The 23,338-nt window shown below is 59.6% G+C and carries 21 protein-coding genes and 2 pseudogenes; 16 read left to right on the top strand and 7 right to left on the bottom strand.

The genetic code is table 11. From position 1 onward, the window contains the following. Positions 1–388: 388 nt before the first annotated feature. Together HNR62_RS12080 and rnk are read right to left on the bottom strand one after the other, a co-directional pair. Positions 389–1,345 (bottom strand): AEC family transporter, encoded by a 957-nt coding sequence (locus HNR62_RS12080; protein ID WP_204796339.1) that lies wholly within the window; start codon positions 1,343–1,345, stop codon positions 389–391. A gap of 122 nt (positions 1,346–1,467) precedes the next feature. Further along, positions 1,468–1,875, bottom strand: coding sequence for a nucleoside diphosphate kinase regulator (rnk, locus tag HNR62_RS12075; RefSeq protein ID WP_204796338.1), 408 nt, complete (start codon positions 1,873–1,875; stop codon positions 1,468–1,470). Between the two features lie 242 nt (positions 1,876–2,117). Here rnk and HNR62_RS12070 point away from each other — a divergent pair. The 4 genes and pseudogenes from HNR62_RS12070 to HNR62_RS12055 all read left to right on the top strand — a co-directional run bounded on the left by HNR62_RS12070 (position 2,118) and on the right by HNR62_RS12055 (position 5,603). Then, positions 2,118–2,707: pseudogene (locus HNR62_RS12070) on the top strand (OmpW family outer membrane protein). A gap of 501 nt (positions 2,708–3,208) precedes the next feature. After that, positions 3,209–3,538: pseudogene (locus tag HNR62_RS12065) on the top strand (5-methyltetrahydropteroyltriglutamate--homocysteine S-methyltransferase); the annotation flags it as partial. A gap of 39 nt (positions 3,539–3,577) precedes the next feature. Further along, positions 3,578–4,480, top strand: a complete 903-nt coding sequence (metF, locus tag HNR62_RS12060; RefSeq protein WP_204796337.1) for a methylenetetrahydrofolate reductase — start codon at positions 3,578–3,580, stop codon at positions 4,478–4,480. A gap of 505 nt (positions 4,481–4,985) precedes the next feature. After that, entirely contained in the window at positions 4,986–5,603 is a 618-nt protein-coding gene (locus HNR62_RS12055) for a LysE/ArgO family amino acid transporter (protein ID WP_204796336.1), read from the top strand. Positions 5,604–5,716: 113 nt separating this feature from the next. Here HNR62_RS12055 and HNR62_RS12050 read toward each other — a convergent pair whose 3' ends face one another. The 3 genes from HNR62_RS12050 to HNR62_RS12040 form a co-directional block, all read right to left on the bottom strand. Beyond that, the gene (locus tag HNR62_RS12050) at positions 5,717–6,985 is read right to left on the bottom strand and encodes an O-acetylhomoserine aminocarboxypropyltransferase/cysteine synthase family protein (RefSeq protein ID WP_204796335.1); all 1,269 of its coding nucleotides are present in this window, start codon (positions 6,983–6,985) and stop codon (positions 5,717–5,719) included. A 68-nt stretch (positions 6,986–7,053) separates the two neighbouring features. Next, complete coding sequence (locus HNR62_RS12045) at positions 7,054–8,433, bottom strand: ATP-binding protein (protein ID WP_204796334.1); 1,380 nt, start codon at positions 8,431–8,433, stop codon at positions 7,054–7,056. Beyond that, the gene (locus HNR62_RS12040; RefSeq protein ID WP_204796333.1) at positions 8,423–9,148 is read right to left on the bottom strand and encodes a response regulator; all 726 of its coding nucleotides are present in this window, start codon (positions 9,146–9,148) and stop codon (positions 8,423–8,425) included. Before HNR62_RS12040 ends, HNR62_RS12045 begins: the two co-directional genes overlap by 11 nt. A gap of 177 nt (positions 9,149–9,325) precedes the next feature. Here HNR62_RS12040 and HNR62_RS12035 point away from each other — a divergent pair, with 177 nt between their 5' ends. Beyond that, positions 9,326–9,847, top strand: a complete 522-nt coding sequence (locus HNR62_RS12035; RefSeq protein WP_204796332.1) for a hypothetical protein — start codon at positions 9,326–9,328, stop codon at positions 9,845–9,847. Between the two features lie 63 nt (positions 9,848–9,910). Here HNR62_RS12035 and asnC read toward each other — a convergent pair whose 3' ends face one another. Further along, a complete protein-coding gene (gene asnC / locus HNR62_RS12030) occupies positions 9,911–10,381 on the bottom strand; it encodes a transcriptional regulator AsnC (protein ID WP_204796331.1) in 471 nt (156 codons plus the stop codon). A gap of 142 nt (positions 10,382–10,523) precedes the next feature. Between asnC and asnA the strand changes: the two genes are divergently transcribed. Continuing rightward, positions 10,524–11,516: an aspartate--ammonia ligase gene (gene asnA / locus HNR62_RS12025; RefSeq protein WP_204796330.1), complete on the top strand. Its 993-nt coding sequence runs from the start codon at positions 10,524–10,526 to the stop codon at positions 11,514–11,516. Between the two features lie 67 nt (positions 11,517–11,583). Here the strand turns inward: asnA and HNR62_RS12020 are convergent, their stop codons facing one another. After that, positions 11,584–11,970, bottom strand: coding sequence for a CBS domain-containing protein (locus tag HNR62_RS12020; protein ID WP_420827160.1), 387 nt, complete (start codon positions 11,968–11,970; stop codon positions 11,584–11,586). A 273-nt stretch (positions 11,971–12,243) separates the two neighbouring features. Here HNR62_RS12020 and HNR62_RS12015 point away from each other — a divergent pair, with 273 nt between their 5' ends. The 10 genes from HNR62_RS12015 to birA all read left to right on the top strand — a co-directional run bounded on the left by HNR62_RS12015 (position 12,244) and on the right by birA (position 23,234). Then, on the top strand, positions 12,244–13,698 hold the full coding sequence (locus HNR62_RS12015; protein ID WP_204796328.1) for a sensor histidine kinase: 1,455 nt from the start codon (positions 12,244–12,246) through the stop codon (positions 13,696–13,698). Beyond that, positions 13,691–14,263 carry a hypothetical protein gene (locus HNR62_RS12010; protein ID WP_204796327.1) on the top strand — a complete coding sequence of 191 codons (573 nt, stop codon included), beginning with the start codon at positions 13,691–13,693 and terminating at the stop codon, positions 14,261–14,263. The genes HNR62_RS12015 and HNR62_RS12010 overlap by 8 nt, the downstream gene beginning before the upstream one ends. Next, positions 14,260–15,603, top strand: coding sequence for a sigma 54-interacting transcriptional regulator (locus HNR62_RS12005; RefSeq protein WP_204796326.1), 1,344 nt, complete (start codon positions 14,260–14,262; stop codon positions 15,601–15,603). Before HNR62_RS12010 ends, HNR62_RS12005 begins: the two co-directional genes overlap by 4 nt. Before the next feature lie 75 nt (positions 15,604–15,678). Beyond that, positions 15,679–16,704 (top strand): protein-methionine-sulfoxide reductase catalytic subunit MsrP, encoded by a 1,026-nt coding sequence (msrP, locus tag HNR62_RS12000; protein ID WP_204796325.1) that lies wholly within the window; start codon positions 15,679–15,681, stop codon positions 16,702–16,704. Then, complete coding sequence (msrQ, locus tag HNR62_RS11995; RefSeq protein WP_204796324.1) at positions 16,704–17,348, top strand: protein-methionine-sulfoxide reductase heme-binding subunit MsrQ; 645 nt, start codon at positions 16,704–16,706, stop codon at positions 17,346–17,348. Before msrP ends, msrQ begins: the two co-directional genes overlap by 1 nt. Positions 17,349–17,429: 81 nt before the next feature. Then, entirely contained in the window at positions 17,430–17,891 is a 462-nt protein-coding gene (locus HNR62_RS11990; RefSeq protein ID WP_204796323.1) for a hypothetical protein, read from the top strand. Between the two features lie 83 nt (positions 17,892–17,974). Beyond that, positions 17,975–19,918, top strand: coding sequence for a DNA topoisomerase III (locus tag HNR62_RS11985; RefSeq protein ID WP_204796322.1), 1,944 nt, complete (start codon positions 17,975–17,977; stop codon positions 19,916–19,918). Between the two features lie 105 nt (positions 19,919–20,023). Beyond that, positions 20,024–21,130 (top strand): trypsin-like peptidase domain-containing protein, encoded by a 1,107-nt coding sequence (locus tag HNR62_RS11980; RefSeq protein ID WP_204796321.1) that lies wholly within the window; start codon positions 20,024–20,026, stop codon positions 21,128–21,130. 107 nt (positions 21,131–21,237) lie between these two features. Next, positions 21,238–22,272, top strand: coding sequence for a UDP-N-acetylmuramate dehydrogenase (gene murB / locus HNR62_RS11975; protein ID WP_204796320.1), 1,035 nt, complete (start codon positions 21,238–21,240; stop codon positions 22,270–22,272). Continuing rightward, positions 22,260–23,234, top strand: a complete 975-nt coding sequence (birA, locus tag HNR62_RS11970) for a bifunctional biotin--[acetyl-CoA-carboxylase] ligase/biotin operon repressor BirA (RefSeq protein ID WP_204796319.1) — start codon at positions 22,260–22,262, stop codon at positions 23,232–23,234. Before murB ends, birA begins: the two co-directional genes overlap by 13 nt. Positions 23,235–23,338 lie beyond the last annotated feature (104 nt).

Raw genomic sequence — 23,338 nt, 5'->3', positions numbered from 1 at the left:
AGTGCACTGAAGTCGGTTTGTTGAAGGTTATCCATAGAATCAATCATCAAGATAGGATGAGAGTAATTAGATCACATTTTTACTTAGATTGGTATTACAGCCATTACCGGGGCGCCAGTGCAGAGGAGAAGCGTCAGCTGCTGATCATTGGCCTGATGATGCTGCTGACAGCCATCGGGATGAACCAACTGTGCCGGGCGGTTCCGGTGGAAAGACCGAGCCCGACCCTGACTTTCGAGCATGTTTTCCGTCTGACCGAACTGGCAGGCTTCAAGACCAAGGACGCCTCCGGTGACAGCTTTCCCGGTGATCACGGCCTTATGCTGATGATCTTTACCGCCTTTGTCTGGCGTTTTCTGTCCTGGAAGGCTGGGCTGATTCGAGCCTCTCAGAACCAGCCCAGCCCCTTTAGCAGGGCGGCGCCGAGGCTGGTGCTCAGCAAGGAGCCAAGGGTGGTGACGGCAATGATATTGGCGGCGAGTACGGCGTTGCCGCCCATGGCGCGTACCATGACGTAGCTGGCGGCGGCGGTGGGTGAGGCGTTGAGCAGAAACAGAATTGCCAGCTCAACATCACGAAAGCCGACCAGGTAGCCGCCCAGGGTAAGACATGCGGGGATGGCCAGTAACCGCAGCAGGGCAACGGTTGGCAGCAGTCCGTTCTCTTCCTTGCCGCTTTTCAGGCTCAGGCTGGCACCGGTGCAGAGTAGCGCCAGAGGCAGCGTCATCTGGGCAAGATACTGGCCGGTTTTCATCAGCGTCTCCGGCACAGTCCAGTCGTTGGCGGCAAAGGGCAGGGCCGCGACAATACCGATGATCAGCGGGTTTTTGACGATCCCCCTGAGTACTTTCCCCACCGGCAGACTTTCGCCTTGGTTCAGGCTGCGATTCAGCGTGATCACGGCCAGAATATTGAACAGTATGGTCAGGCAGGCCACGTACATGGCGGCGGCGGCGACTCCCTGGCTGCCATAGGCATTATTGACGTAGGCAAGGCCGATAATGCCCATATTGGCACGAAAGGCGCCCTGCACCAGAATACCACGCACAGGTTTGTCGGCGGTCATGCGAATAGTCAGCCATTCCAGCAATACAAAGGCCAGCAGGGTGGCCGCTATGCCATAAAGAATGAGGGAGGGGCTGGCCATCTGGTTGAAGTCGGTTTGCGCTATGCTGGTAAACAACAACATCGGCAGGGCGATATTGAATATCAGCTTGCTGGCCCCGTCGATAAAACCTTCATTCATCATCTGGCTTCGACGCAGGCCAATACCCAGTAATAGCAGCAGGCAGATAGGACCGGTAATGGAGATGGAAAACAGGATGCTGTCAATAAGCTGGTTCATTAGGTCTGTAATTCGGGTCTAGGGGTAATCAGCATGCCTCGAGCGCTCATGATGAGCAAGACACGTATTACCTTTGACAGTCTATAAATAGAAAAAGGCGCATCCACTGCGCCTTTTTCTATTTATGACCGATAATCGCCAGCACGCTCCGGCTGGTAATCAATGGAGGTAATGGTGACCTGCAGCGTTTTGCCGTTGGGTCCGGGCCACTGGATGCTCTGGCCAATGGCCAGACCGATCAGGGCCGCGCCAATAGGTGCCAGTACCGAAATTTTTTCTTTGGCACCATCCATATCCCGTGGGTAGCACAGCGTCTTGGTAAAGGTCTCTTTGCTGCCGGCCATGGTAAAGGTGATGGTGGAATTCATGGTCACGATATTGTCCGGAACCTCGGTGGGACCGACGACATTCGCCCGATCGAGTTCGTCTTCAAGTCGTCTGACGGCATCGGAGTCGGGCTGTTTTTCAAGCAGGGCCTCGAGCCGGGCCAGATCCAGAGTAGATACAGTAATAGGTGGCAACTGGGCCATATAAACCTCCATAAAAAAGCAGGCAACGCTAAAAGCGCTGCCTGAACCCGATGGTTAAGATATACCTCAAGCCGTTCACTTTAGCCAGTGATAGCGCAGGCTATTTGTTTGAAAAATGCCAAAACTCAAGGGGTAAAGGGGTTTTGGGCACTGGTTTGCGTTAAATCAAAAAAGCTCTGTTTCGAATGAGGCAAACTGCCCGCAGTTGACTTGTTTGCCTCAAAATACATTAAGGACAGTGTATGAAAAAGCATTCCCTGCTGGTTGCCGTCGCTTTATTAGCCCCTTCCGCCTTCGCCCATCAGGCCGGTGATATTCTGGTGCGCGGTGGTGCTATCAACGTCAGCCCGACCACCGACACCAATGATGCCCTCGATGTACAATCCAACACCCAATTGGGGCTGACTCTGTCCTATATGATAACCGACAACTGGGGGGTGGAATTGCTGGCCGCTACCCCCTTCTCTCATGATGTTAATCTGGGTGGCAGTGAAGTGGCGAATGTAAAGCACCTGCCGCCGAGCCTGATGGCCCAGTACTACTTCGGTGATGCCCGGAGCAAGGTGCGTCCCTATGTGGGGGCCGGTATCAACTACACCTTCTTCTTCGATGAAGAGGGGCGAGGGATCCTAACTGGAACCAATGTCGAAGCCGATGACTCCTGGGGCTGGCGGCCCAGGCCGGTATCGACATGGACATCAACGACAACTGGTTCGTGAATGGCTCCGTCTGGTAGATGGACATCGACACCGAGGTGAAAATCACTGCGGGTACTTTTGACACCAGCATAGATCCCATCGGTCTGATGGTCGGTCTGGGTTACTGTTTCTGAGTGATTTGCAATGTGGGTTGAGAGGCGTTAAGCCTGTCACTGTTTGGGCAGACCGCTTGGTCTGCCCTTTTTTAGCTGTTGGGTGCGCCAGATGCCATCAGGCGACGACTGCGCCTTCCTCGACCCGGGTGCTGTCCAAGCGGGGCGTGCGCTAACAGCCTCTACCGAATACCGAAGCGGGCGGCCGCCCGACCTGGCTGTTATCTGCTCTTGTTCTCTCCTTTTGTCTTCTTCAGCCATAGATATACATCACTCGAGCCTTTCCTTCCTTAATATGCTTTTACGTATTAATAAATCAGTGTTTATCACTTTTTTAAAAGAAGGCCTTGCTCTCGGAAGTTCGGACGTGTAAATATAAAGCCATTCAGACGTCTGAACGTCCCTTTGGCTGGGGAGAGCGCGGAGATAACAACGATGGTGTTATCGCACAACCTGGGGTTTCCCCGCGTCGGCCATCGCCGCCCACTGAGGTTTGCATGCTAGTCTTGCAGGAAAGAGCAGGCCGCCTACCTGAATTGGGCCGAAAAAGCCTGCCGCTTGAGTGCATCGGCAGTGGCGGACAGTACCCGGATCCACACGCACATGTGTTATTCTGAGTGCAACGACATCGGGCCTGGCGTGTACGATATTCGCTCCCCGCGGACCCCGTTGGTAGCGGAAATGGTCAAGCGGATTGAAAAAGCCGTGGAGCCTCTGCCCAAGGAGTGTATCTGGGTCAACCCCGATGGCGGTCTCAAGACTCGCAACCGGGAAGAAACTCGTGCAGCCCTGGCCAGGATGGTGGCGGCCACGCAGGAATTGCGTAAGGCCTACGCCGAAGCCAAGGCATAAGGAATTGTTTTAATTTAAGTTGTCAGGAGATAAATAAACATGGGTTTTCACAGCGCGCGTCATGTCGAAGCGCTTAATCAGTCAATGGCCGAGCTGAATGGCGATATCAACGTCTCGTTCGAGTTTTTTCCGCCCAACAGCGAGCAGATGGAGCAAACCCTGTGGAGTTCCATCGAGCGGCTGAAAACGCTGGCACCCAAGTTTGTCTCCGTCACTTACGGCGCCAACTCCGGCACCCGGGACAGAACCCATAAGGTGATCAAGGACATTCAGGATAAAACCGGCCTGATTGCGGCTCCGCACCTGACCTGTATCGATGCCAGCCGTGACGAGCTGCGCGGTATCGCCCGGGATTACTGGAACAACGGCATTCGCCAGATCGTGGCCCTGCGTGGCGACCTGCCCAAGGGCATCGAAAAGCCGGACATGTACGCCGCCGATCTGGTGAGCCTGCTGAAGGAAGAAGCCGATTTCGATATTTCGGTAGCGGCCTATCCCGAGGTGCATCCGGAGGCGAGAAGTGCCCAGGCCGATCTGCTCAGCCTGAAGCGCAAGATAGACGCCGGCGCCAACCGGGCCATTACCCAGTTCTTCTTCGATGTGGAGTCTTACCTGCGGTTTCGTGATCGCTGCGTGACCATAGGTATCGACGTGGAAATCGTGCCGGGCATACTGCCGGTGTCCAACTATCAAACGCTGATCAAGTTCGCCGGTTTTTCCAACGTCAAGATCCCGAACTGGATGCACCAGCGTTATCAGGGTCTGGAAGACGATCAGAATACCCGCAACCTGCTGGGTGCCAGCATTGCCATGGATCAGGTTCGGGTACTGAGCCGGGAGGGGGTGAAGGACTTCCACTTCTACACTCTGAACCGCTCCGAACTGACCTACGCCATCTGCCACAGCCTGGGCGTAAGGCCGCCGGTTGCCGTCGCTCAATAAGCTTCCCTTATAAAAAGCCCCCGCAACGTCGTTGCGGGGGCTTTTTTTTTTACATGTGCAGAGTGAAGAGTGAAGGGTGAGGAGCGAGGTGATCCTCATTCCTTATACCAATCGGATTGGCTATGTACTAGTTCAGTGTGTCTGATTCGGCAATAACCTGTTTTTATTGGAGTTAATGTAAGCACGAAAGAGCCTACTCTAAGGCTGATACACGGATAGACACAGTTAACTCATACATAGCCAATCGGATTAATCATGTGCCCAGTCCATCATCCTGACGAAAGTCAGGATCTCCATGCAGGAAGATACCGGGTACGTCATGCTGATACTGAATCAAGTTCAGCATGACGAAGATTCAGTACCGGTATGACTGGACTTTAAGCCCTGGAGATACCTCCCGAGTCAAGCGGTGGCCTGATTTGGCGGATTTTGTCATGGTATAGGGTGTACTAACCCCGGCTCACTCATTAGTCTGGCAGTCAAAAGAATCAGAGGGATGAATGGGATGATGTACTGGTTACCCTGGGTGCAGGGATTTACGCTGGGGGCGGGACTGATTATTCCCATCGGGGCGCAGAATGCCTTCGTACTCAATCAGGGCATACGGCGGCAATATCACCTGCTGGTGGCGGCCATCTGCAGCCTGTTCGATGTGGCATTGATAAGCTTGGGGGTATTCGGTGGCGGTGCCGCCCTGCAGTCTCACGGTGTGCTCTACTGGGGCATCAGCCTGGCGGGCATGGCATTTTTGCTGTTGTACGGTGCTCATTGCTGGCGTCGGGTGTTCCGGCAGGGGCAGGCGGTGGCGCTGAGCGGGCGTGAACGGGGGCTGAAGGCGGTGATTATCGGGGTGCTGGCGGTGACTCTGCTCAATCCTCAGGTCTATATCGAAACCGTGATGATACTGGGTTCGGTCGGCGGCGGTTTTGCCGAACGGGAAAAATGGGCCTTCGCTATCGGGTGTTTCAGTGCCTCGCTGATCTGGTTTTTCACCCTGGCGCTGGCGGCGGCGCGGATGAGCCGCTGGCTCAACCGGCCTCTGGTGCAGAAGGTCATGGATGCCACCATCGGCACCCTGATGTGGCTGCTGGCCGCCAAGCTGGCGCTGGGGTTGATGGAGTAAGCGGTGAAGCCGTGAACGTCGGCGCATCACCTCAAAAACCGGCCCCGTCGAGCTTGGTTCGACGGGGCCCTTGTCATTAACCGCGGCTTACCTGAAACCGGTTTTCTTCCGGCTCAGGCCTTCAGCGCCTGCTCCAGGTCGGCAATGATGTCGTCGCTGTGCTCGATACCGATGGACAAACGGATCATCTCCGGCTTGACGCCGGCCTGGGCCTGCTCGGCTTCGCTCATCTGGCGGTGGGTGGTGGAGGCCGGGTGGCAGGCCAGGGACTTGGCGTCACCTATGTTCACCAGTCGCTTGATGAGCGCGAGCGCATCGTAGAAACGAACACCCGCATCAAAGCCACCCTTGAGGCCGAACGACAGTATGGCCGAGGGTTTGCCGTTCATGAAACGCTGAGCGCGTTCGAAGTCCGGGTGTTCCTTTAACCCGGCATAGTTGACCCAGGCCACCTGCGGATGCTCTTTCAGGAAGTTGGCCACCTTGAAGGTGTTTTCCACATGGCGTTCCATGCGTAACGGCAGGGTTTCCAGACCCTGCAGCAGCAGGAAGGCGTTGAGCGGCGCCAGGGCGCTGCCGGTGTTGCGCAGCGGCACGGTGCGGGCGCGGGCGATGAAGGCCGCCGGGCCGAAGGCCTCGGTATAGACGACACCGTGGTAGGCCGGTTCGGGCTCGTTGAACTGGGGGAAACGCGCCTTGTGCTCGGCCCAGGGGAATTTTCCGCTGTCGACGATGATGCCGCCCAGGGAGTTGCCGTGACCGCCGATATATTTGGTGAGCGAGTGCACCACTATGTCGGCGCCGAAGTCGATGGGCTTGCACAGCAGGGGCGTGGCGACTGTGTTATCTACGACCAATGGCACGCCCTGGGCATGGGCCACGTCGGCCAGCCCCTGCAAGTCGGCGACGTTGCCCGCCGGGTTGCCGATACTTTCGCAGAATACCGCCTTGGTGTTGGCGTCGATAAGCTTGGCAATGGCTTCGGGGCTGGCGTCTTCGGCGAAGCGCACCTCGATGCCGAGGCTGGGCAGCATGTGGGCAAACAGGGTATAGGTGCCGCCGTACAGCTGGGGCGTGGTGACAATGTTGTCGCCGTTCCTGGCCAGGGTGATCAGGGCGTAATGGATGGCGGCGCTGCCCGCCGACACCACCAGGCCGGCGATGCCACCCTCCAGCGCGGCCACCCGTTGCTCCAGCACGTCGTTGGTCGGGTTCATGATGCGGGTATAGATGTTGCCCGGTACTTCCAGGTTGAACAGATCGGCCCCGTGCTGGGCACTGTCGAACTCGTAGGCCACGGTTTGATAGATAGGCACGGCCACGGATTTGGTGGTGGGATCCGTGGTATAGCCGTGATGGACCGCCAGGGTTTCGTCTTTCATCGGATACGTTCCTTGTAGGTGTCAAGCCGTCCAATGTAGGAGCTTTCATTCCGACTGTAAAGCCGCCCTCAGCGGGGTAACAGCACCTGAACCAGCAGGCCTCCCCGGGGGTGATTGTCCAGCGTGAGTTCGCCGCCGTGCTGGTGGATCAGGGTGCGGGCGATGGCCAGCCCCAGCCCTATGCTGCCGTCTTCCGGGTTGCGGGCCGGATCCAGCCGGGTGAAGGGTTTGAACACCTCTTCCAGCTGATCCTGTGGAATGCCGGGACCGAAGTCACGGATCAGCACGCGCACCCGTCTCGGTTCGGCCAGCAAGCTGACTTCCACCTTGCCGCCGTATTTGACGCCGTTTTCCAGCAAATTCTGCAGCGCCCGACGCAGGGCGGTGGGGCGGCCCCGGTAGATGACGGTATCCTGCTCTTCCAGCGAGACCTCATGGCCGTTGTCCTGCAGATCGTCGCACAGGCTTTGCAGCAGGCTGGGCAGATCCAGATCCCGTACCGGCTCGGACAGGCCGTCTTCCCGGGCAAACCGCAGGGTGGCGTTCAGCATCTGTTCCATCCGTTTCAGACCCTGCTGCAGTTTCTGTTTGTCGTCGCCTTCGGGCAGAAACTCGCAGCGCAACTGCAATGTGGTGATGGGGGTACGCAAGTCGTGTGAAATGGCTGCCAGCATGCGGGTGCGATCGGACACGAAGCGATCGAGCCGGTCCTGCATGCGGTTGAAGGCGGACAGCATTTCGCGAATTTCGCTCGGGCCGCTTTCAGGGAGGGGATCCAGCTTGTCGCCCCGGCCCAGCCGTTCGGCCTGGCGGGCCAGCTCTTTCAAGGGCCGGGTGGTGCGCTGCAGTAGCCAGATCATCATCCCGGCCAGCAAGGCGGCCAGCACCACAAAGGACAGTATCGCCCTGGCGGACCAGGCGGGAAGGTCTCGGTCGAGCAGCGAAGTAAAACTCAGCCAGCGGCCGTCGGCCAGCTCGATCACACCATGGAGGCGAATATCGGACCGCAGCGGAGGGGGGTGATGCCGACGTCGCTCCTGTCCCCGTTCCCGGGGGGGCCAGTCGCGCAAGCCCTGGCGGGACTCGATGCTGATATGAATGTCTCGCCGCGCGGGGTAGTCGAGCTTGTTGCGTATGATGCGTTCGAAGTTTGTGCTGCGCACACCGGGCTGGGGGCGGATGTCCGTCACGGTCAGCAGCAGGGTTTCGCTGCGGCTGGCGCGTAGAATCTCGTCGTGCAGGGCGGGGGGCGCCTGATTGAGCAGGCGGGTGACCGCAATCAGCCGTTGCAGGGTAAAGCGGCTGTTGACCATCCCCAGGGTTTCTTCCCGCTCCATGCGGTAAATCTGTACGCCTACCAGCTGGATCAGCACCAGGGCAAACAGGGCGACCAGTATCACCTGGCCGGTGAGGCTGCCCAGCCAGTAGCGCAGGCGATTAGTCCCCATGGTGAATATCGGCCGCCAGCATATAGCCGCCGCCCCAGATGGTCTTGATAAGCTGCGGGTGCCGGGAGTCGGACTCCAGCTTGCGCCGCAGCCGGCTGACCAAGGTGTCGATGGCGCGGTCGAAAGCCTGAGCCTCCCGCCCCCGGGCCAGATCCAGCAGCTGATCCCGGCTCAGCACCCGGTGGGGATGTTGGGTAAAGACCCGCAGTAGATCGAATTCGGCGGTGCTCAGGCTGATGGTCACGCCCTTGTCGTCGAGCAATTCCCGGCGGGCCAGATCCAGGGTCCAGTGATCGAAGCGGAGCCGCCGGGGTTCATCGGCCGATGGTGTCAAGCCCGGTTCCGGCCGGCGGCGTAATACCGCCTTGATGCGGGCCAGCAATTCCCGCGGGTTGAAGGGTTTGGGCAGATAGTCGTCCGCGCCCATTTCCAGCCCCACGATGCGGTCGGTTTCCTCACCCACGGCGGTGAGCATGATGATGGGCACCTCGTTGCCCTGGCCACGCAGCTCGCGGCACAGGGTCAGGCCGTCGTCTCCGGGCAGCATCAAATCCAGAATGATCAGATCGGGGCTATGGCGGCTCAGATACTGGCGCATTTCCTGGCCGTCACGCGCGCCCTGTACCCGATAGCCGTGCTGTTCCAGAAAACGCTTCAGCAGATCGCGGATCTCCCCGTGATCGTCCACCACCAGTAACTGCCTGCCTTTGTTCATATCTCACCCCTCATTTTGACCCCGCCAGTATAGGCGTCTTCAAACGGGAAATAATGCCAAAGTATGGCAGTGGGCAAAGGTGTCACATTCTGTGACAAAAAAGCCGCCGGGTGACACAGTTGGCTGACAAGCGGCTGCTTTAATTGATGATGAAACCACCACTCGATAGAGGTCATTATGATGAAAGCCAAACACAGCACCCTGTTGCTTGCCGCCACCTTGTTGACGGCTCCCGCTCTGGTGAGTGCCGCTCACCACGACACCGACGGCCAGCCGGGGGCGCATGAAGGGCGCAAGGCGCAAATGATGAAAGAGGGCTGCGAAGGCGATGGCAGAGGCATGAAAAATCGGGGCCATCATGGCCAGGATCATCACGGGCAGCGCCATCACGGCCGGGGTCATCATGGCATGATGGACGGCAATATGATGGATCCGGCCCGCTTCGAGCAGCACCTGAACAAGAAACTGGAAAAGCTGGACAGCCCCGAGCTGAAGGCGCAGTTTCTGGCCACGCGCAAGGCCGGTCTGGCGGCCATGGAACAGCAGATGCTGCTGCACAAGCTGATGGCCGAACACAAGGCGGACAGGATAGAAAATGCGGAGCTGAAAGCCGCCACCCTGGAGAAAATTGCCGCCGACAGCAAGGTGAAACAGCTGCGCCTCAAGCAGATGCAGGAGACGTTGAACAAGCTGAACTGAGTAAGGTGTGAGGGGGGGGGGAAATTACTCACTCCTCACCCCTCACCCCTCACCCCTCACAGTTCAAGGCTTCACATCTCTGTCTATCGGCTGTTGCAGGGAGATCAGGGTTTCGGTGGACTGGATCTCGTCGATGGGTTGCAGCCGGTGGACCAGTACCTGTTGCAGTTCGTCGATGGAGCGGGTCATTACCTTGATGAAGATGTTGTAGTGGCCCGTGGTGTAGTAGGCCTCGACCACTTCTTCCAGCTGTTCCAGCTTGGCCAGCGCCTGGGGATAGTCCCGGGCGCTTTTCAGTATGATGCCGATAAAACAACAGACGTCATAGCCCAGCTTCTTGGGGTTCACCTGCACGCGGGTGCCTTCGATGATGCCCGCCTGTTTCATCTTTTCTACCCGCACATGAATGGTGCCGGGGCTGACCGCGAACCGCTTGGCCAGTTCCGCATAGGGCACACGGGCATTTTCCATCAATGCCATCAGAATGGATTTGTCCAGATTGTCGATTCGATAATGAAGGTCGTTTTTTTCCATTATATTTTAAACATCCTGCAAAAATAAGGCGGTATTTTGATGAATTTAAATTAAGTATCGAGACTTTACCATTCAATGTTGAATTTAAGGTGATATTCCCTGAGTATTCATCAAAACCAATCAGCAACCTCAGGTGAATGAGATGAAGCAATCCTATATTGAACGCCAACGTCAGATCCGTTTTGTGAAGGAGTATTTCTCCGGCCAACTGGCGCAGCAACTCAATCTGCTGGAAGTGCAGGCTCCCATTCTCAGCCGCCTGGGTGACGGTATGCAAGACAACCTGTCCGGCTCCGAAAAAGCGGTACAGGTAAAGGTCAAGGCCATTCCCGCCGCTTCCTTTGAAGTGGTGCATTCACTGGCCAAATGGAAACGGCATACCCTGGGTCGCTTCGGCTTCGAACCGGGCGAGGGTATCTATACGCACATGAAGGCGCTGCGCCCGGACGAAGATCGCCTGAGCCCCATCCACTCCGTCTATGTGGATCAGTGGGACTGGGAGCAGGTGATGTCGGCGCAGGAGCGGGATGCCGATTTTCTGGTTGGCACCGTTAATCGTATCTATGGCGCCATCAAGCGCACCGAACAGGCCGCCGCCGCCGAATTCGGCCTGACGCCCTTCCTGCCCGAGCAGATCCAGATTCTGCATGCGGAAGAACTGCTGACCCGTTATCCGGATCTGGACGCCAAGGGCCGCGAGCGCGCCATTGCCAAAGAGCTGGGGGCCGTCTTCCTGGTCGGCATCGGCTGTCAACTCAGCCACGGCGATATTCACGATGTGCGGGCCCCGGACTATGACGACTGGTCGAGCGCAGGCAAGGACGGTCTGGCCGGTCTGAACGGCGATATCCTGGTGTGGAACCCGGTACTGGAAGACGCCTTCGAGCTTTCCTCCATGGGGATTCGGGTCGACCAGGAAGCGCTGCGCCGCCAGCTGGCGCTGACCGGTCATGAAGACAGGGCCGGTCAGGAATGGCACCAGGCCCTGCTGGCCGGTGAACTGCCCCAGACCATAGGTGGCGGCATCGGTCAGTCGCGCCTCGCCATGCTGCTGCTGCAACTGTCGCACATCGGTCAGGTGCAGTGCGGCGTCTGGCCGGCCGAGCTGCATGAGTCGGTCGACGCCCTGCTGTAATTGACCGCACGAATGGCATAAAAAACGGGAACCCAAGGGTTCCCGTTTTGCATTCCGAATGCGGTGGTCAGTAATTGGTGGAGCAGCTCTGCAGTTGCCTGTTGAGAAACTGCATGACCTGATGCCGGGTGACTATGCCGATGACCTTGGTGTCTTCGACCACCGGATAGAGCTTGGGTTTGGCGCCGCCCATGATGCGGGCCAGCTCGAAGACGTCGTCATCGGGCGTGACCGTCAGCGGATCTCTGCGCATCAGATCATTGACCGTGACCCTGCTGTCACAATGGTAGCTGGCATTGATCAACTTGGGAATACAGTCCTGCTCGGAAAGAAAGCCGATAATCTGTCGCTGCGCATTCACCACCGGCAAGCCGCTCAGGCCGGACTCCAGCAGCCTGTCCAACGCCTCGGTGATGGGCATGTCGGCTCTCAGCATCGGCAGGCTGTGCCGCATGATTTCACTTACTGTTGCCATCGCCATTCTCCTTTTATTGCTCATAAGCTGAGTGTGGCATCGTTACGTCAGGTAAGCCAATCGGTGCAGCCTGAACCATTGATAGGCAGGGCCCTGCCGTTGCAATAGCCGCCACTGCGTTGCGGCCAGGGCCTGGCTTACCAAGACATCAAGGGGGACCGTTGTTGTTTCTGCAGTCTGCGTTTGCGGGCATTTTTGTTATCCTGCGTTGCTAGGCCAACAGACCCTAATAACCGAGTGAGTGGATGGATAATGGCTAACGTGGTCGGGGGATTCACCCCCCGCTCTTTGCTGCGACTGGTGTTGATCGCCTTTACCCTGGTATTGCTGCCGCTGATCCTGCTGATCATCCAGAATGGCCGCAGCCTGGACCGGGTCAACCTGCTGGCGCAGGAGGGGATTGAAAGCGCGGTTATCGATACCCGGCGGGCGTCGGACATGAACGACCTGGCCCTCGAGATGGAGCGGGCCATCCGTCGCTATGCGGTATTGGGCAATCCGGAACTACGCCACTCTTACCTGCGATTGCTGGAGCGCTACCGGCTGGAGTTGAACCAGCTGTTGCTGGGGATAGACGGTGGCAACCTGGGTGCCTCGCTGCAGCATCAGCTGGTGTATCTGGTGGATCTGGCCCAGGCCAGTGGTGAGCAGATTCGCGAGCGGGTAGAGATGTTCAACGCCTTCAACAGTGCCACCCTGGCACTGGATCAGCTGACCCGGGCGCAGATTGACGGACGCATTCGGCAACTGCGGGAACATGTCATTCAGGTGCGGCAGCAACTGTGGATGCTGAGTGCGGCCCTGGGAGGGGCCAGCCTGTTACTGGTGCTGCTGTTTACCTACCTCATTATCCGTCCGGTACGACAGCTGGAGCGGCGTATTCTTAGCCTGGGCGCCGGGATCGAGCCGGACGAAAAACCGATACGGGGGCCGGCGGAGCTGGTGGCGCTGGGTGACAAGCTGCAGTGGCTGCACCTGCGATTGCGCGAGCTGGAAGCGCAGAAGCTGCAGTTTTTGCGTCACCTTTCCCATGAGCTGAAAACGCCGCTGGCCAGCCTGAGGGAGGGCGCCGATCTGTTGCTGGAACAGGTGACGGGCCCGCTGACCGCCGAGCAGGAAGAAATCTGCGAACTGCTGGTGCATAACAGCTTTCGCCTGCAGGGTCTGATCGAGCAACTGCTCGATTACAACCGTATTCAGCAGGTGCAGGTCTATCAGGAGCCGGTGATGGTGTTACCCTTGCTGGAACAAAGCCTGGCGGCCCATCGGTTGGCCATCGAAAACAAGAGATTAGAGGTCAGTCTGACGTTGGATGATGCATGCCCGCTGGCGGATGGGCACCGATTGAAGCTGGTACTGGATAATCTGATCTCCAATGCGGTCAATTACGCCGATGTGGATGGCCTGTTGCGGGTGGAAGCCCGGCTCGAGCCGGAAGCGTATGTGCTGACGGTGGCCAACACCGGCCAGCCAATACCGGAACGGGACCGAGAGCGCATTTTCGAACCCTTCGTGCAGGGTAGCCAGGTGCGCAAGGGGGTGCTGAAAGGCTCCGGCATCGGGCTGAGCATAGCGCGGGAGGCCGCCATCAGCATGGGCGGGCGCCTGATATTGAATACCTCTATGGCAGATACCACTATGGCAGAGCTGGTTTGTTTTGAACTGAGCCTGCCCGGAAACAAGGATCAAGGAACCATACATGACTAGAGCCTGGTGTTGCGGTGTGCTGGCACTGATGTTGTCCGCCTGCTCATTGCCTTTTTCGCAGCCTTATTGGCAGCAAGCAGAACCCACCCGGAATCCGGCCTCCGACAGGCTGGAGCTGAATGACTGGTTGCAGCTGTCGGCCGAGATGATGCGCAGCAGCGAAAGCGAGCGCCGGCAAGAGTTGCAGCAGTTGCAGAACATGTCCACCAAGAATCAGCCCGCCAACCATCAGTCTATCAACCATCAGCCCATCAACCATCAGTCCGCTAACCTTCAGCCCGCTGACAGGGAGTTGCAGCTGGCCCTGTGGCTGAGTCATCCCGAGGCCGGTATCAACCAGCGGCAGCAGGCCCAGCAGCTGTTCAAACAACATTTGCCGGCGGTGAGTACCCGGGTGCAGCAATTGTTAGGTGCCTATCAGATCTATAATCAGGAGTTGCTGACCCTTAACCGGCAACTGGCCGATCGGCAGCAACAGATCGACAGCCTGACCCGTAAACTGAAGGAGCTGGCCAGCATCGATGAGCAGATCAACGAACGTAAATTCCGAGAGCAGATGCCATGAAGCGTAAAGCCAGAATACTGCTGGTGGATGACGACGTCAGCCTGCTGAAGCTGCTGGGGCTGCGCCTGAAGAGCGAAGGCTTCGAGGTGAGTACGGCCGCAAGCGGCGCCGAAGCGTTGGAATGGCTGGAGCAGGAAAGGCCGGATATGGTGTTGAGCGATTTGCGCATGGATGGCATGGATGGCCTGGCCCTGTTCGACCGGATTCAGCGCCAGCATGTGGGGCTGCCGGTGGTGATCATGACCGCCCATGGCTCCATTACCGATGCGGTCACCGCCACGCGTTCCGGTGTGTTCGGTTTTCTGACCAAGCCCATCGACAAGGAAGCGCTGCGCCAGACCATCAACCAGGCCCTGTCGGTGTCGCTGCCGGCGATGGAAGACGAATGGCAACAGAGCATCATGACCCGCAGCCCGACCATGGTGGCCTTGCTGGAGCAGGCCCGGCGTATGGCCCCGCTGGATATCAGCGTGATGCTGACCGGGCCCTCCGGCTCGGGCAAGGCCTTGATGGCCGAGGTATTGCACTATGCCAGCCCGCGGCGGGATTACCCCTTTATTTCCCTCAATTGCGGCGCCATGACAGAGCAACTGCTGGAATCCGAGCTGTTCGGCCATGTCAAGGGGAGCTTCGAGGGAGCCGTGTCCGATCATCCGGGGGTTTTTCTCACCGCAGAGGGGGGCACCCTGTTACTGGAAGAAGTAGGTGAACTGTCATCGTCGCTGCAGATAAAACTGTTGCGGGCACTGGAGCAGCAACAGGTGCGACCGCTGGGCGCCACTCGCAGCATCAAGACCGATGTGCGGGTGCTGTCTTCCACCAATCGGGATCTGGTGTCTGCCATGGAACAGGGGATCTTTCGGGACGACTTGTTTTATCGGCTCAACGTGGTGAACCTGAACCTGCCGGCGTTGCAGCAAAGGCCCGAAGATATTCCACTGCTGGCGCGCCATGCGCTGGATCGGCTCAGGCAGCGCCAGCAGACCCAGGTGACCGGTTTTGCGCCCGAGGCGCTGTCGATGCTGGCGACGGCAAGCTGGCCGGGGAATGTGCGGCAATTGCTGAATGTGGTAGAGCAGGCGGTGGCGCTGGCTTCGGCCCCGGTCATAGGCCCGCAGCTGCTCGAAGGCATACTGGCGGGCAGCGGCGAACCCTTTCCCACTTTCAACGAGGCCAGAGCCGAGTTCGAGCGGCTGTATCTGCACAAGATACTGCGCATGACAGAGGGTAATGTCAGCCAGGCGGCGGGGCTGGCCGGTCGCAACAGAACCGACTTCTACAAGCTGCTCAACCGGCACGGTATAGAGGCAGGCACCTACAAGGAAAAGGGCAAGGGGTGAAATTTTTCCGCAGGGGTGACGCTCTTTGTATGCAACAAGATCGGTATGCAAGCAGGCAGACACAAGAGACCTCATATGCGGATTCACAACAAGAAAAAATCACAACTGAGCGAAAACCGGGTGACGCCGGAGCCCATTTACCGCCAGCGCCGGCAGATATTGCAAGGCCTGGGGTTCGGCCTGGGGGCGGCGGCACTGAGCGGCCCGGCCAGCGCCGGCTTTCTCGGCTCTCTGCTGGGTAACAAGGAATCCGCGCCCAGTACCGGCGCGGCCACCACAGACCCCCTTACCTTTGCGCGTCCCGACGCCTATCGGCTGGCCCTGCCGCAAACGGCCGAGCGGGTGGCGACCAGCTACAACAACTTTTACGAGTTCGGCGCCGACAAGTCGGATCCGGCACGGTATGCCCAGCAGTTCAAGACCCGGCCCTGGACCCTGACCATTTCCGGTGAAGTGGATAATCCCCAGACGCTGGATGTATGGGCATGGATGGAAAAACAGCGACTCGAAGAGCGAATCTATCGCCATCGCTGTGTCGAGGCCTGGTCCATGGTCATCCCCTGGCTGGGGGTGCCCCTGGCGGACATCATCACGGCGGCCGGGCCCACCTCCAGGGCCAGGTATGTCGCCTTTGAAACCCTCTACGATCCGGAGCAGATGCGCGGCCAGGCCTCGCGTTTTACCGGCGGTGGCATTGATTATCCCTATGTGGAAGGGCTGCGCCTGGACGAAGCCATGCACCCGCTGGCACTGCTGACGGTAGGAATGTACGGCAAGACGCTACCGCCCCAGAACGGGGCGCCGATTCGGCTGGTGGTACCCTGGAAATACGGTTTCAAGGGCATCAAGTCCATCGTTCGCATCCACCTTACCGACAGGCAGCCGCCCACCACCTGGAATCGGCTCGCTTCCTACGAATACGGCTTTTATGCCAACGTTAACCCCAAGGTGGATCATCCCCGCTGGAGTCAGGCCAGCGAGCGGGTGATCGGCGAAGGCGGCCTGTTCGGCAGCGAGCGGCAGCCGACCCTGATGTTCAACGGCTATGAAGACGAAGTGGCCGGCCTCTACCGGGGCATGGATTTGAGGAAATTCTACTGATGAAACTGACTCCCAAAGGCCTGGGGTGGCTAAAGGCGGGGCTGCATGTGGCGGCCGTGCTACCGCTGCTGTGGTTGCCCTGGGCCTTCGAGCTCGGGCGCTTCAGCGCCGACCCCATTCCCGAACTGATGCAGTATCTCGGTGACTGGGCGCTGCGGCTCTTGCTGCTGACGCTGTGCATCTCGCCCCTGGCCAAACAACTGAAAAGCGGCGCCCTGATCAGGGTGCGTCGCTTGCTGGGACTCTGGTGCTTCACCTATGCCAGCCTGCATCTGCTGGTGTGGCTGCTGCTCGACCTGCAGCTGGCCTGGGGCCAGATTGGCGAGGAGATCGTCAAACGCGGCTTTATTACCCTGGGCATGGTGTCCTGGCTGGTATTGCTGTTGCTGGCGCTCACCTCTACCCGGGGCTGGCAGCGCCGACTCGGCAGCCGCTGGCAGCGGTTGCATAACTGGGTGTATCTGCCGGCACTGCTGATACCGATACACTTCTGGTGGGGCGTCAAGTCCGGCTGGATAGAGCCGGCCATTTATCTGGCGCTCAGCCTGGGTCTGTTGTGGTGGCGGCGTGACAAGCTGAGCCGCTGGTGGCAAACCCGGCTGAAAGCGAAGAGCGAGAAAAAAGCGGTCAACAACAAGGCCTGATCGGGCCTTGCAGCTCACCCCTCACATCTTTGCCGGCTATCGGTTAAACTGGCGGCTTTTGGGCAAGCAGCGGAGTAGTGAATGGATAACCGGTTATGGGGATTGTGTTTTCTGGATGAAGGGGTGGCGCTGTCGGTGATCAGCCGCAAAGAGACCCGCTGCCAGTGGCTGAGCGACGAAGATCAGGCCCGGCATTATCTGCTCAATGATTACCTGGAACATGTGGCCGAACTGGGTGAGCTGGATCAACAACAAACCACGGTAGCCCGGGAGCGGTTCGAGTTGCTGATGGAGCAATATCCGGAGCCGGAAACCCTGGTGGAATACCTCAACGATCTCACCAGTGGTCTGACCCGCATCCTCTGGTTTGGCCCGCTGTCTGCCCTGGCCGAAGACTACGGTGACTTTCCGCTGGCACTGCGCGCCTATTACTGGGAAGAGTACGGCGAGGGTGATGAAGACCCGGTAACACCTGTAGTGGAAGACGACTGGATTTATCTGGTGGAAGCCATGGACGACTTCTTGCTGCAGGACGATTATTGAAGTCGATCCCGCCCTGCTGCTAACCTGTATCCATATACAGTAGCCTATAGGCAGCCATTATTTGCAGTAAAAAGCGCACCCCTATGATCCTCTATATTGCCGAAAAACCCAGCCTGGGCCGCGCCCTGGCCGAGGTGTTGCCCAAACCCCATCAGAAGGGAGAGGGTTTTATTCGTGTGGGCAACGGTGATGTGGTCAGCTGGTGCATCGGCCACCTGCTGGAGCAGGCCCAGCCCGACGCCTATGATCCGGCCTTCAAGCAATGGCGGCTGGAACACCTGCCGATCATCCCCCGCGAGTGGAAGCTCGAAGCCAAGCCCAAGACCCGCAGCCAGCTGACGGTGCTGAAAAAGCTGCTGAAACAGGCGAATGACATCGTCCATGTTGGCGATCCGGACCGCGAGGGCCAGCTGCTGGTGGACGAGGTGATCAGCTTCTGCGGGGTCTCCGCCGCCCGTCGGGAAAAGGTGCAACGTTGCCTGATCAGCGATCTCAATCCTAGTGCGGTCAAAAAGGCGCTGGCGGCGCTGCGGCCCAACCGGGACTTTGTGCCGCTGTCGGTGTCGGCGCTGGCCCGTTCCCGGGCCGACTGGCTCTATGGCATCAACATGAGCCGGCTCTGTACCCTTCAGGGTCAGAAAATGGGTTATCAGGGGGTGCTGTCGGTCGGGCGGGTGCAGACCCCGCTGCTGGGGCTGGTGGTGCGCCGGGATCAGGAGATTGGCGCCTTCACCGCCAAACCCTACTTCGAGGTGCAGGCGCTGCTGCAGACCGAGGCCGGCGAGCGGTTCAAGGCCAAATGGCAACCCAGCGAAGCCTGTCGGCCCTGGCAGGATGAAGAAGGTCGGGTCTTGTCCCGCGCCCTGGCAGAAAACGTCATCAAACGCATTCAGGGCCAGCCGGGGCGGGTGGTCGGGGCCGAACGCAAGCAGCGTCGGCAGGCGCCGCCCCTGCCTTACAACCTGTCGACCTTGCAGATTGACGCGGCTCGTCGCTTCGGCCTCAGTGCCAAGCAGGTGCTGGATGTGTGCCAGACCCTGTATGAGCGGCACAAGCTGATCACCTATCCCAGATCCGACTGTCGCTACCTGCCGGAAGATCATTATCATCAGGCCGGGTTGGTTACCGGGGCCCTGGCTCAAACCTGTCCCGAGCTGGCGCCGGCGGTGGCCGAAGCGAAGTTAAGCCTGCGCAGCAAGGCCTGGAACGACAAGAAAGTCGAGGCACACCATGCCATTATTCCCACCGCCAAGGCGATGGACGGCGGCAAGCTGTCCGGGGCCGAGCAAAATGTCTATCAGTTGATTGCCCGCCAGTATCTGGCCCAGTTCTATCCGCCCTGGGAATACGACGACAAGCAGCTGGATGTCGATATTGCCGGTGGCCGCTTTATCGCGCGGGCGCGGCAGCAGCTGAAGCCAGGCTGGAAAGCCCTGTTTGCCCGCCCGGACAAGAAAGAAGAGGAAGATTCCGAGTTACAGCCAACTCTGCCTGCGCTGGCAGTGGGGGATGCGCTCTTGTGTCTCGAAGGCGAGCTGCTCGACAAGCTGACCCAGCCGCCGAAACAATTTAGTGACGCCACCCTGCTGGCGGCCATGACCAATATCGCCCGTTATGTCACCGACGCCGAGCTGAGAAAAATACTGCGCGACACCGATGGCCTGGGCACGGAGGCGACCCGGGCCGGCATTATCGAGCTGCTGTTCAAGCGCGGTTTTCTCGTGCGCGAAGGCAAGCAGATCCGTGCTACCGAAGCGGGCATCAAGCTGATTGCCAGCCTGCCCGTGTCGGCCACCACCCCGGACATGACCGCGCGCTGGGAGGCGGTGCTCGATGCCATCAGTCGAAAACAGGCCGGTTATCAGGCCTTTATGGCCGAGCTGGAAGCCTCGCTGCCGGTGCTGATAAGCCAGGTAGATCCGGCGGCGTTCAGTGGGCTGCAGGGCGGCGGCAAGCCGAAGCAATTTCGCAAGCGCAAGCCGCGCAAGGCGGCCACCGGCGCCTCGACCAGGGCGAAAAAACGCTAGACGAGCAACTGCAAAGCTCGGCGGAATACTGCGTTGGTGGCCTGCTATGCTTAGGCTTTCAACTCGCCGGTGCCGTGGTTGTTGCGCCGCAGACGGAAGCCCATCATGGACAAGACACCCCTGCTGTTCGCCCTCGGCGCCCTGTTGCTCGTCGGCTGCGGCCTGAGCGGAGAGGCCGGGTATCAGGCCGGTTACGCCGCCCGGCTCGCCGGAGACGACGACAAGGCCTTTGCGTATTATCTGGATGCGGCCAAGAGCGCTGATTACCCCGAGGCGCGCCTTGAAATCGCCGCTATGTATCTGGAAGGCAGGGGAACCCGGCAGGATACCGGCCAGGCCATCGGCTGGTTAACGCAACTGGCGAATGCCGATGATCCGCAGTGGAGCCGCCAGGCGCATCGACAGCTGGGTCTTATCTACCGGGGCGATTATGGGGCAGGATATCGGGATCGGCGTCAGGCGGCGGCGCATTTCCGTCTCTGCGCCGGGCAGGGCAATGCAGACTGTGGCCGCTTGCTGGCGCTGCTGTCCCCGCCGTCCTTGCGGGTCGTGGCGGCAAGCAACGAAAGCGCGGCTTCCGGCCTGTCGGCGGTGGATATCTATGCCCGCCATGCGCCCAGCGTGTACAAGATAGTGGTGTACGAGCAACTGGGGGCGGGCCTCGAGCCCATCAGTGTCGGTTCGGCCATTGCCATAGATCCGTATCGTGCCATCAGCAGTTATCATCTGCTGCAGGCCGGCGGCGTGCCGGTCAGCATAGATAGTCGTGGCGATAATCAAAACGTGCGGGAATCGGATGTGCGGGTATGGCGGGTTACCCGGGTGGATCCCCGGCGGGATCTGGCCCTGCTGACCCTGGCCGAGCCGGTTCGCCCCCTGAACTTCACCCATACCATGGCGCCATTCGACCGGGTGCGGGTCGGCGAAAGGGTGTTCGCCATCGGCGCCCCGGCCGGGCTGGACAAAACCCTGACCGAGGGCATTGTCTCGGCGTTGCGAACCGAACGCGGGGTGCGGTTGATCCAGACCACGGCCCCCATCACCTATGGCTCTTCGGGCGGCGCCCTGTTCGATGCCGAAGGCAAGCTGATCGGCATGACCATCAAGGGCGTGCAGGCCTGGGGCAACTTCAACTTCGCCCTGTCGATGGACGAGGTGCAGGCCTTTCTGACGGAACAACGGGCGTCATCACTCGAGCTGGACTCGCGGTAACGAGCGGTCAGCGGGTGTCGGAATTGTACCTGTGTCGTTGCGGCGCGGCTTAACCCGCTTGGGCACTTGGGGTACACTTGGGCGGCATTTATTCAGGAACCGCGACCATGCAGCTCACCCCGGCATCCCTTGCCCCCTATAACACCTTTGCCCTGACCCAGACCGCCGATCGCGTGACGGTGCTGGAGCAGAGGGAACAATTGCTCGCCTTGTGGCACGCCCGACAGGACGAGCCCCTGCTGATCGTGGGAGAAGGATCCAACCTGCTGTTTACCGCGCCTTTTCACGGCCTGGTGCTGGTTAACCGCCTCAAGGGTATCAAGGTGACCGAAACCGATGATGCCTGGTTGCTGAAGGTGGAGGGCGGCGAAAACTGGCATCAGCTGGTGTGCTGGACCCTGGCGCAGCAGATGCCGGGGCTGGAAAACCTGGCGCTGATCCCCGGCACCGTCGGTGCCTCGCCGATCCAGAATATCGGTGCCTACGGAGTGGAGCTGGCCCAGTATTGCGAGCAGGTGGAAAGCCTTGACTGGCAGACGGGGGAGAGCCATTACTGGTCGGCCGCCGAGTGCGCCTTCGGCTACCGGGACAGCGTGTTCAAGCATGAGGCGCGTCATCACCTGATCCTGAGCGTCACCCTGCGGCTGCCCAAGGCCTGGCAACCGGCGCTGGGGTATGGCCCGCTGACGGAGCTGGGCGAGGCGGCGACGGCAGAACAGATTTTCGAGCGGGTCTGCGCCACCCGCCAGGCCAAGCTGCCGGATCCGGCAGTGCTGGGCAATGCCGGCAGCTTCTTCAAAAATCCCAAGGTGGTGACCGCCCAGGCCGAGGCGCTCAAGCTGGCCTGGCCCGCGCTGCCGGTGTTTGCGGCAGAAAGCGGACGGAGCAAGCTGGCGGCCGGTTGGCTTATCGACAAGGCAGGCCTCAAGGGTACCCGTGTCGGTGATGCCGGTGTGCATACCGAACAGGCACTGGTACTGGTCAATCATGGCGGCGCCACCGCCGAAGATGTGTTGCGGCTGGCGGCGTTGGTGCGGGAGCGGGTAGAGCAATTGTTTGGTGTGCGGCTCGAACCCGAGGTGCGCATGATAGGCGCCGTTGGCGAAACTCATCTGGATGAGGCGCTGGCATGTCTGAACTGACCCCATTGCGCGGGACACTGCTCCGTCTGCTGGCCGATGGCCAGTTTCATTCCGGCGAACAGCTGGGCGAGCGACTTTTGGTCAGTCGAGCGGCGGTCGGCAAGCATGTGCAGGCACTCAAGGCGCTGGGGCTGGATGTCTACAGTGTGAGCGGTAAGGGCTACCGGCTGGCGGTGCCGCTGCAACTGCTGGATCAGGCGCGGCTGAACGAGGCGCTGGCGCCGGGCCGGGCCGAACTGGTGCCGGTGATTGGCTCCACCAATCAGCACTGGATGGAGTCGCTCTCCCGGCTGGAAAAGGGCGATATCTGCGTGGCCGAATGTCAGACCGCCGGGCGTGGTCGACGCGGTCGTCAGTGGATCTCTCCCTTCGGCGGTCAGCTGATCATGAGCATGTACTGGCGGCTGGAGCAGGGCATGGCGGCGGCCATGGGCCTGAGCCTGGTGGTGGGCATTGCCGTGGTGGAAGCGCTGGAGACGCAAGGTTTTGCCGGCGTGCAGCTCAAATGGCCCAACGACCTCTACCTGAATGGTCGCAAGCTGGCGGGCATACTGGTGGAAATGTCCGGCACCGCCGGAGGCCCCTGTCAGCTGGTCATCGGCATGGGGCTGAATCTGTTGCTGCCGCGGACCGAGCAGGAACGTATCACTCAGCCCTGGGCCGAGCTGGCCGAGCTCGGCAATATCGAGGATCGCAATGGTCTTGTTATTGCGCTGAGTCGGGGCCTGCAGCGTCGTCTGGCCCTGTTTGAGAGCGAAGGTATTGCCGCCTTTCGCGAGCAGTGGAACCGGCTGGACTACTTCAACGGCAAGGCGGTACGGGTGTTGATGGGCGAGCAGGAGATACAGGGTATTGCCCGGGGCATTGACGACCAGGGCGCCCTGCTGCTGGAGCTGGAAAGCGGTGAAATCAAACGTTACCTGGGCGGCGAGATCTCGCTGCGCGGGGAAAAGCAGCGGTAAACCGTAAACGGGTAGACAGGTTGGAATGAGCACAGCGAATTCCAACACCAGGCCGGCGGTGAAATGTTGGGATTCGCTTCGCTCATCGCCAACCTACACCCTAT

The organism is Oceanisphaera litoralis, from assembly GCF_016907015.1.
Classification (GTDB): Bacteria; Pseudomonadota; Gammaproteobacteria; order Enterobacterales; family Aeromonadaceae; genus Oceanimonas; species Oceanimonas litoralis.
Note: the sequence above shows the minus strand (reverse complement) of the source record. Positions and strands in the feature narration are given on the sequence as shown.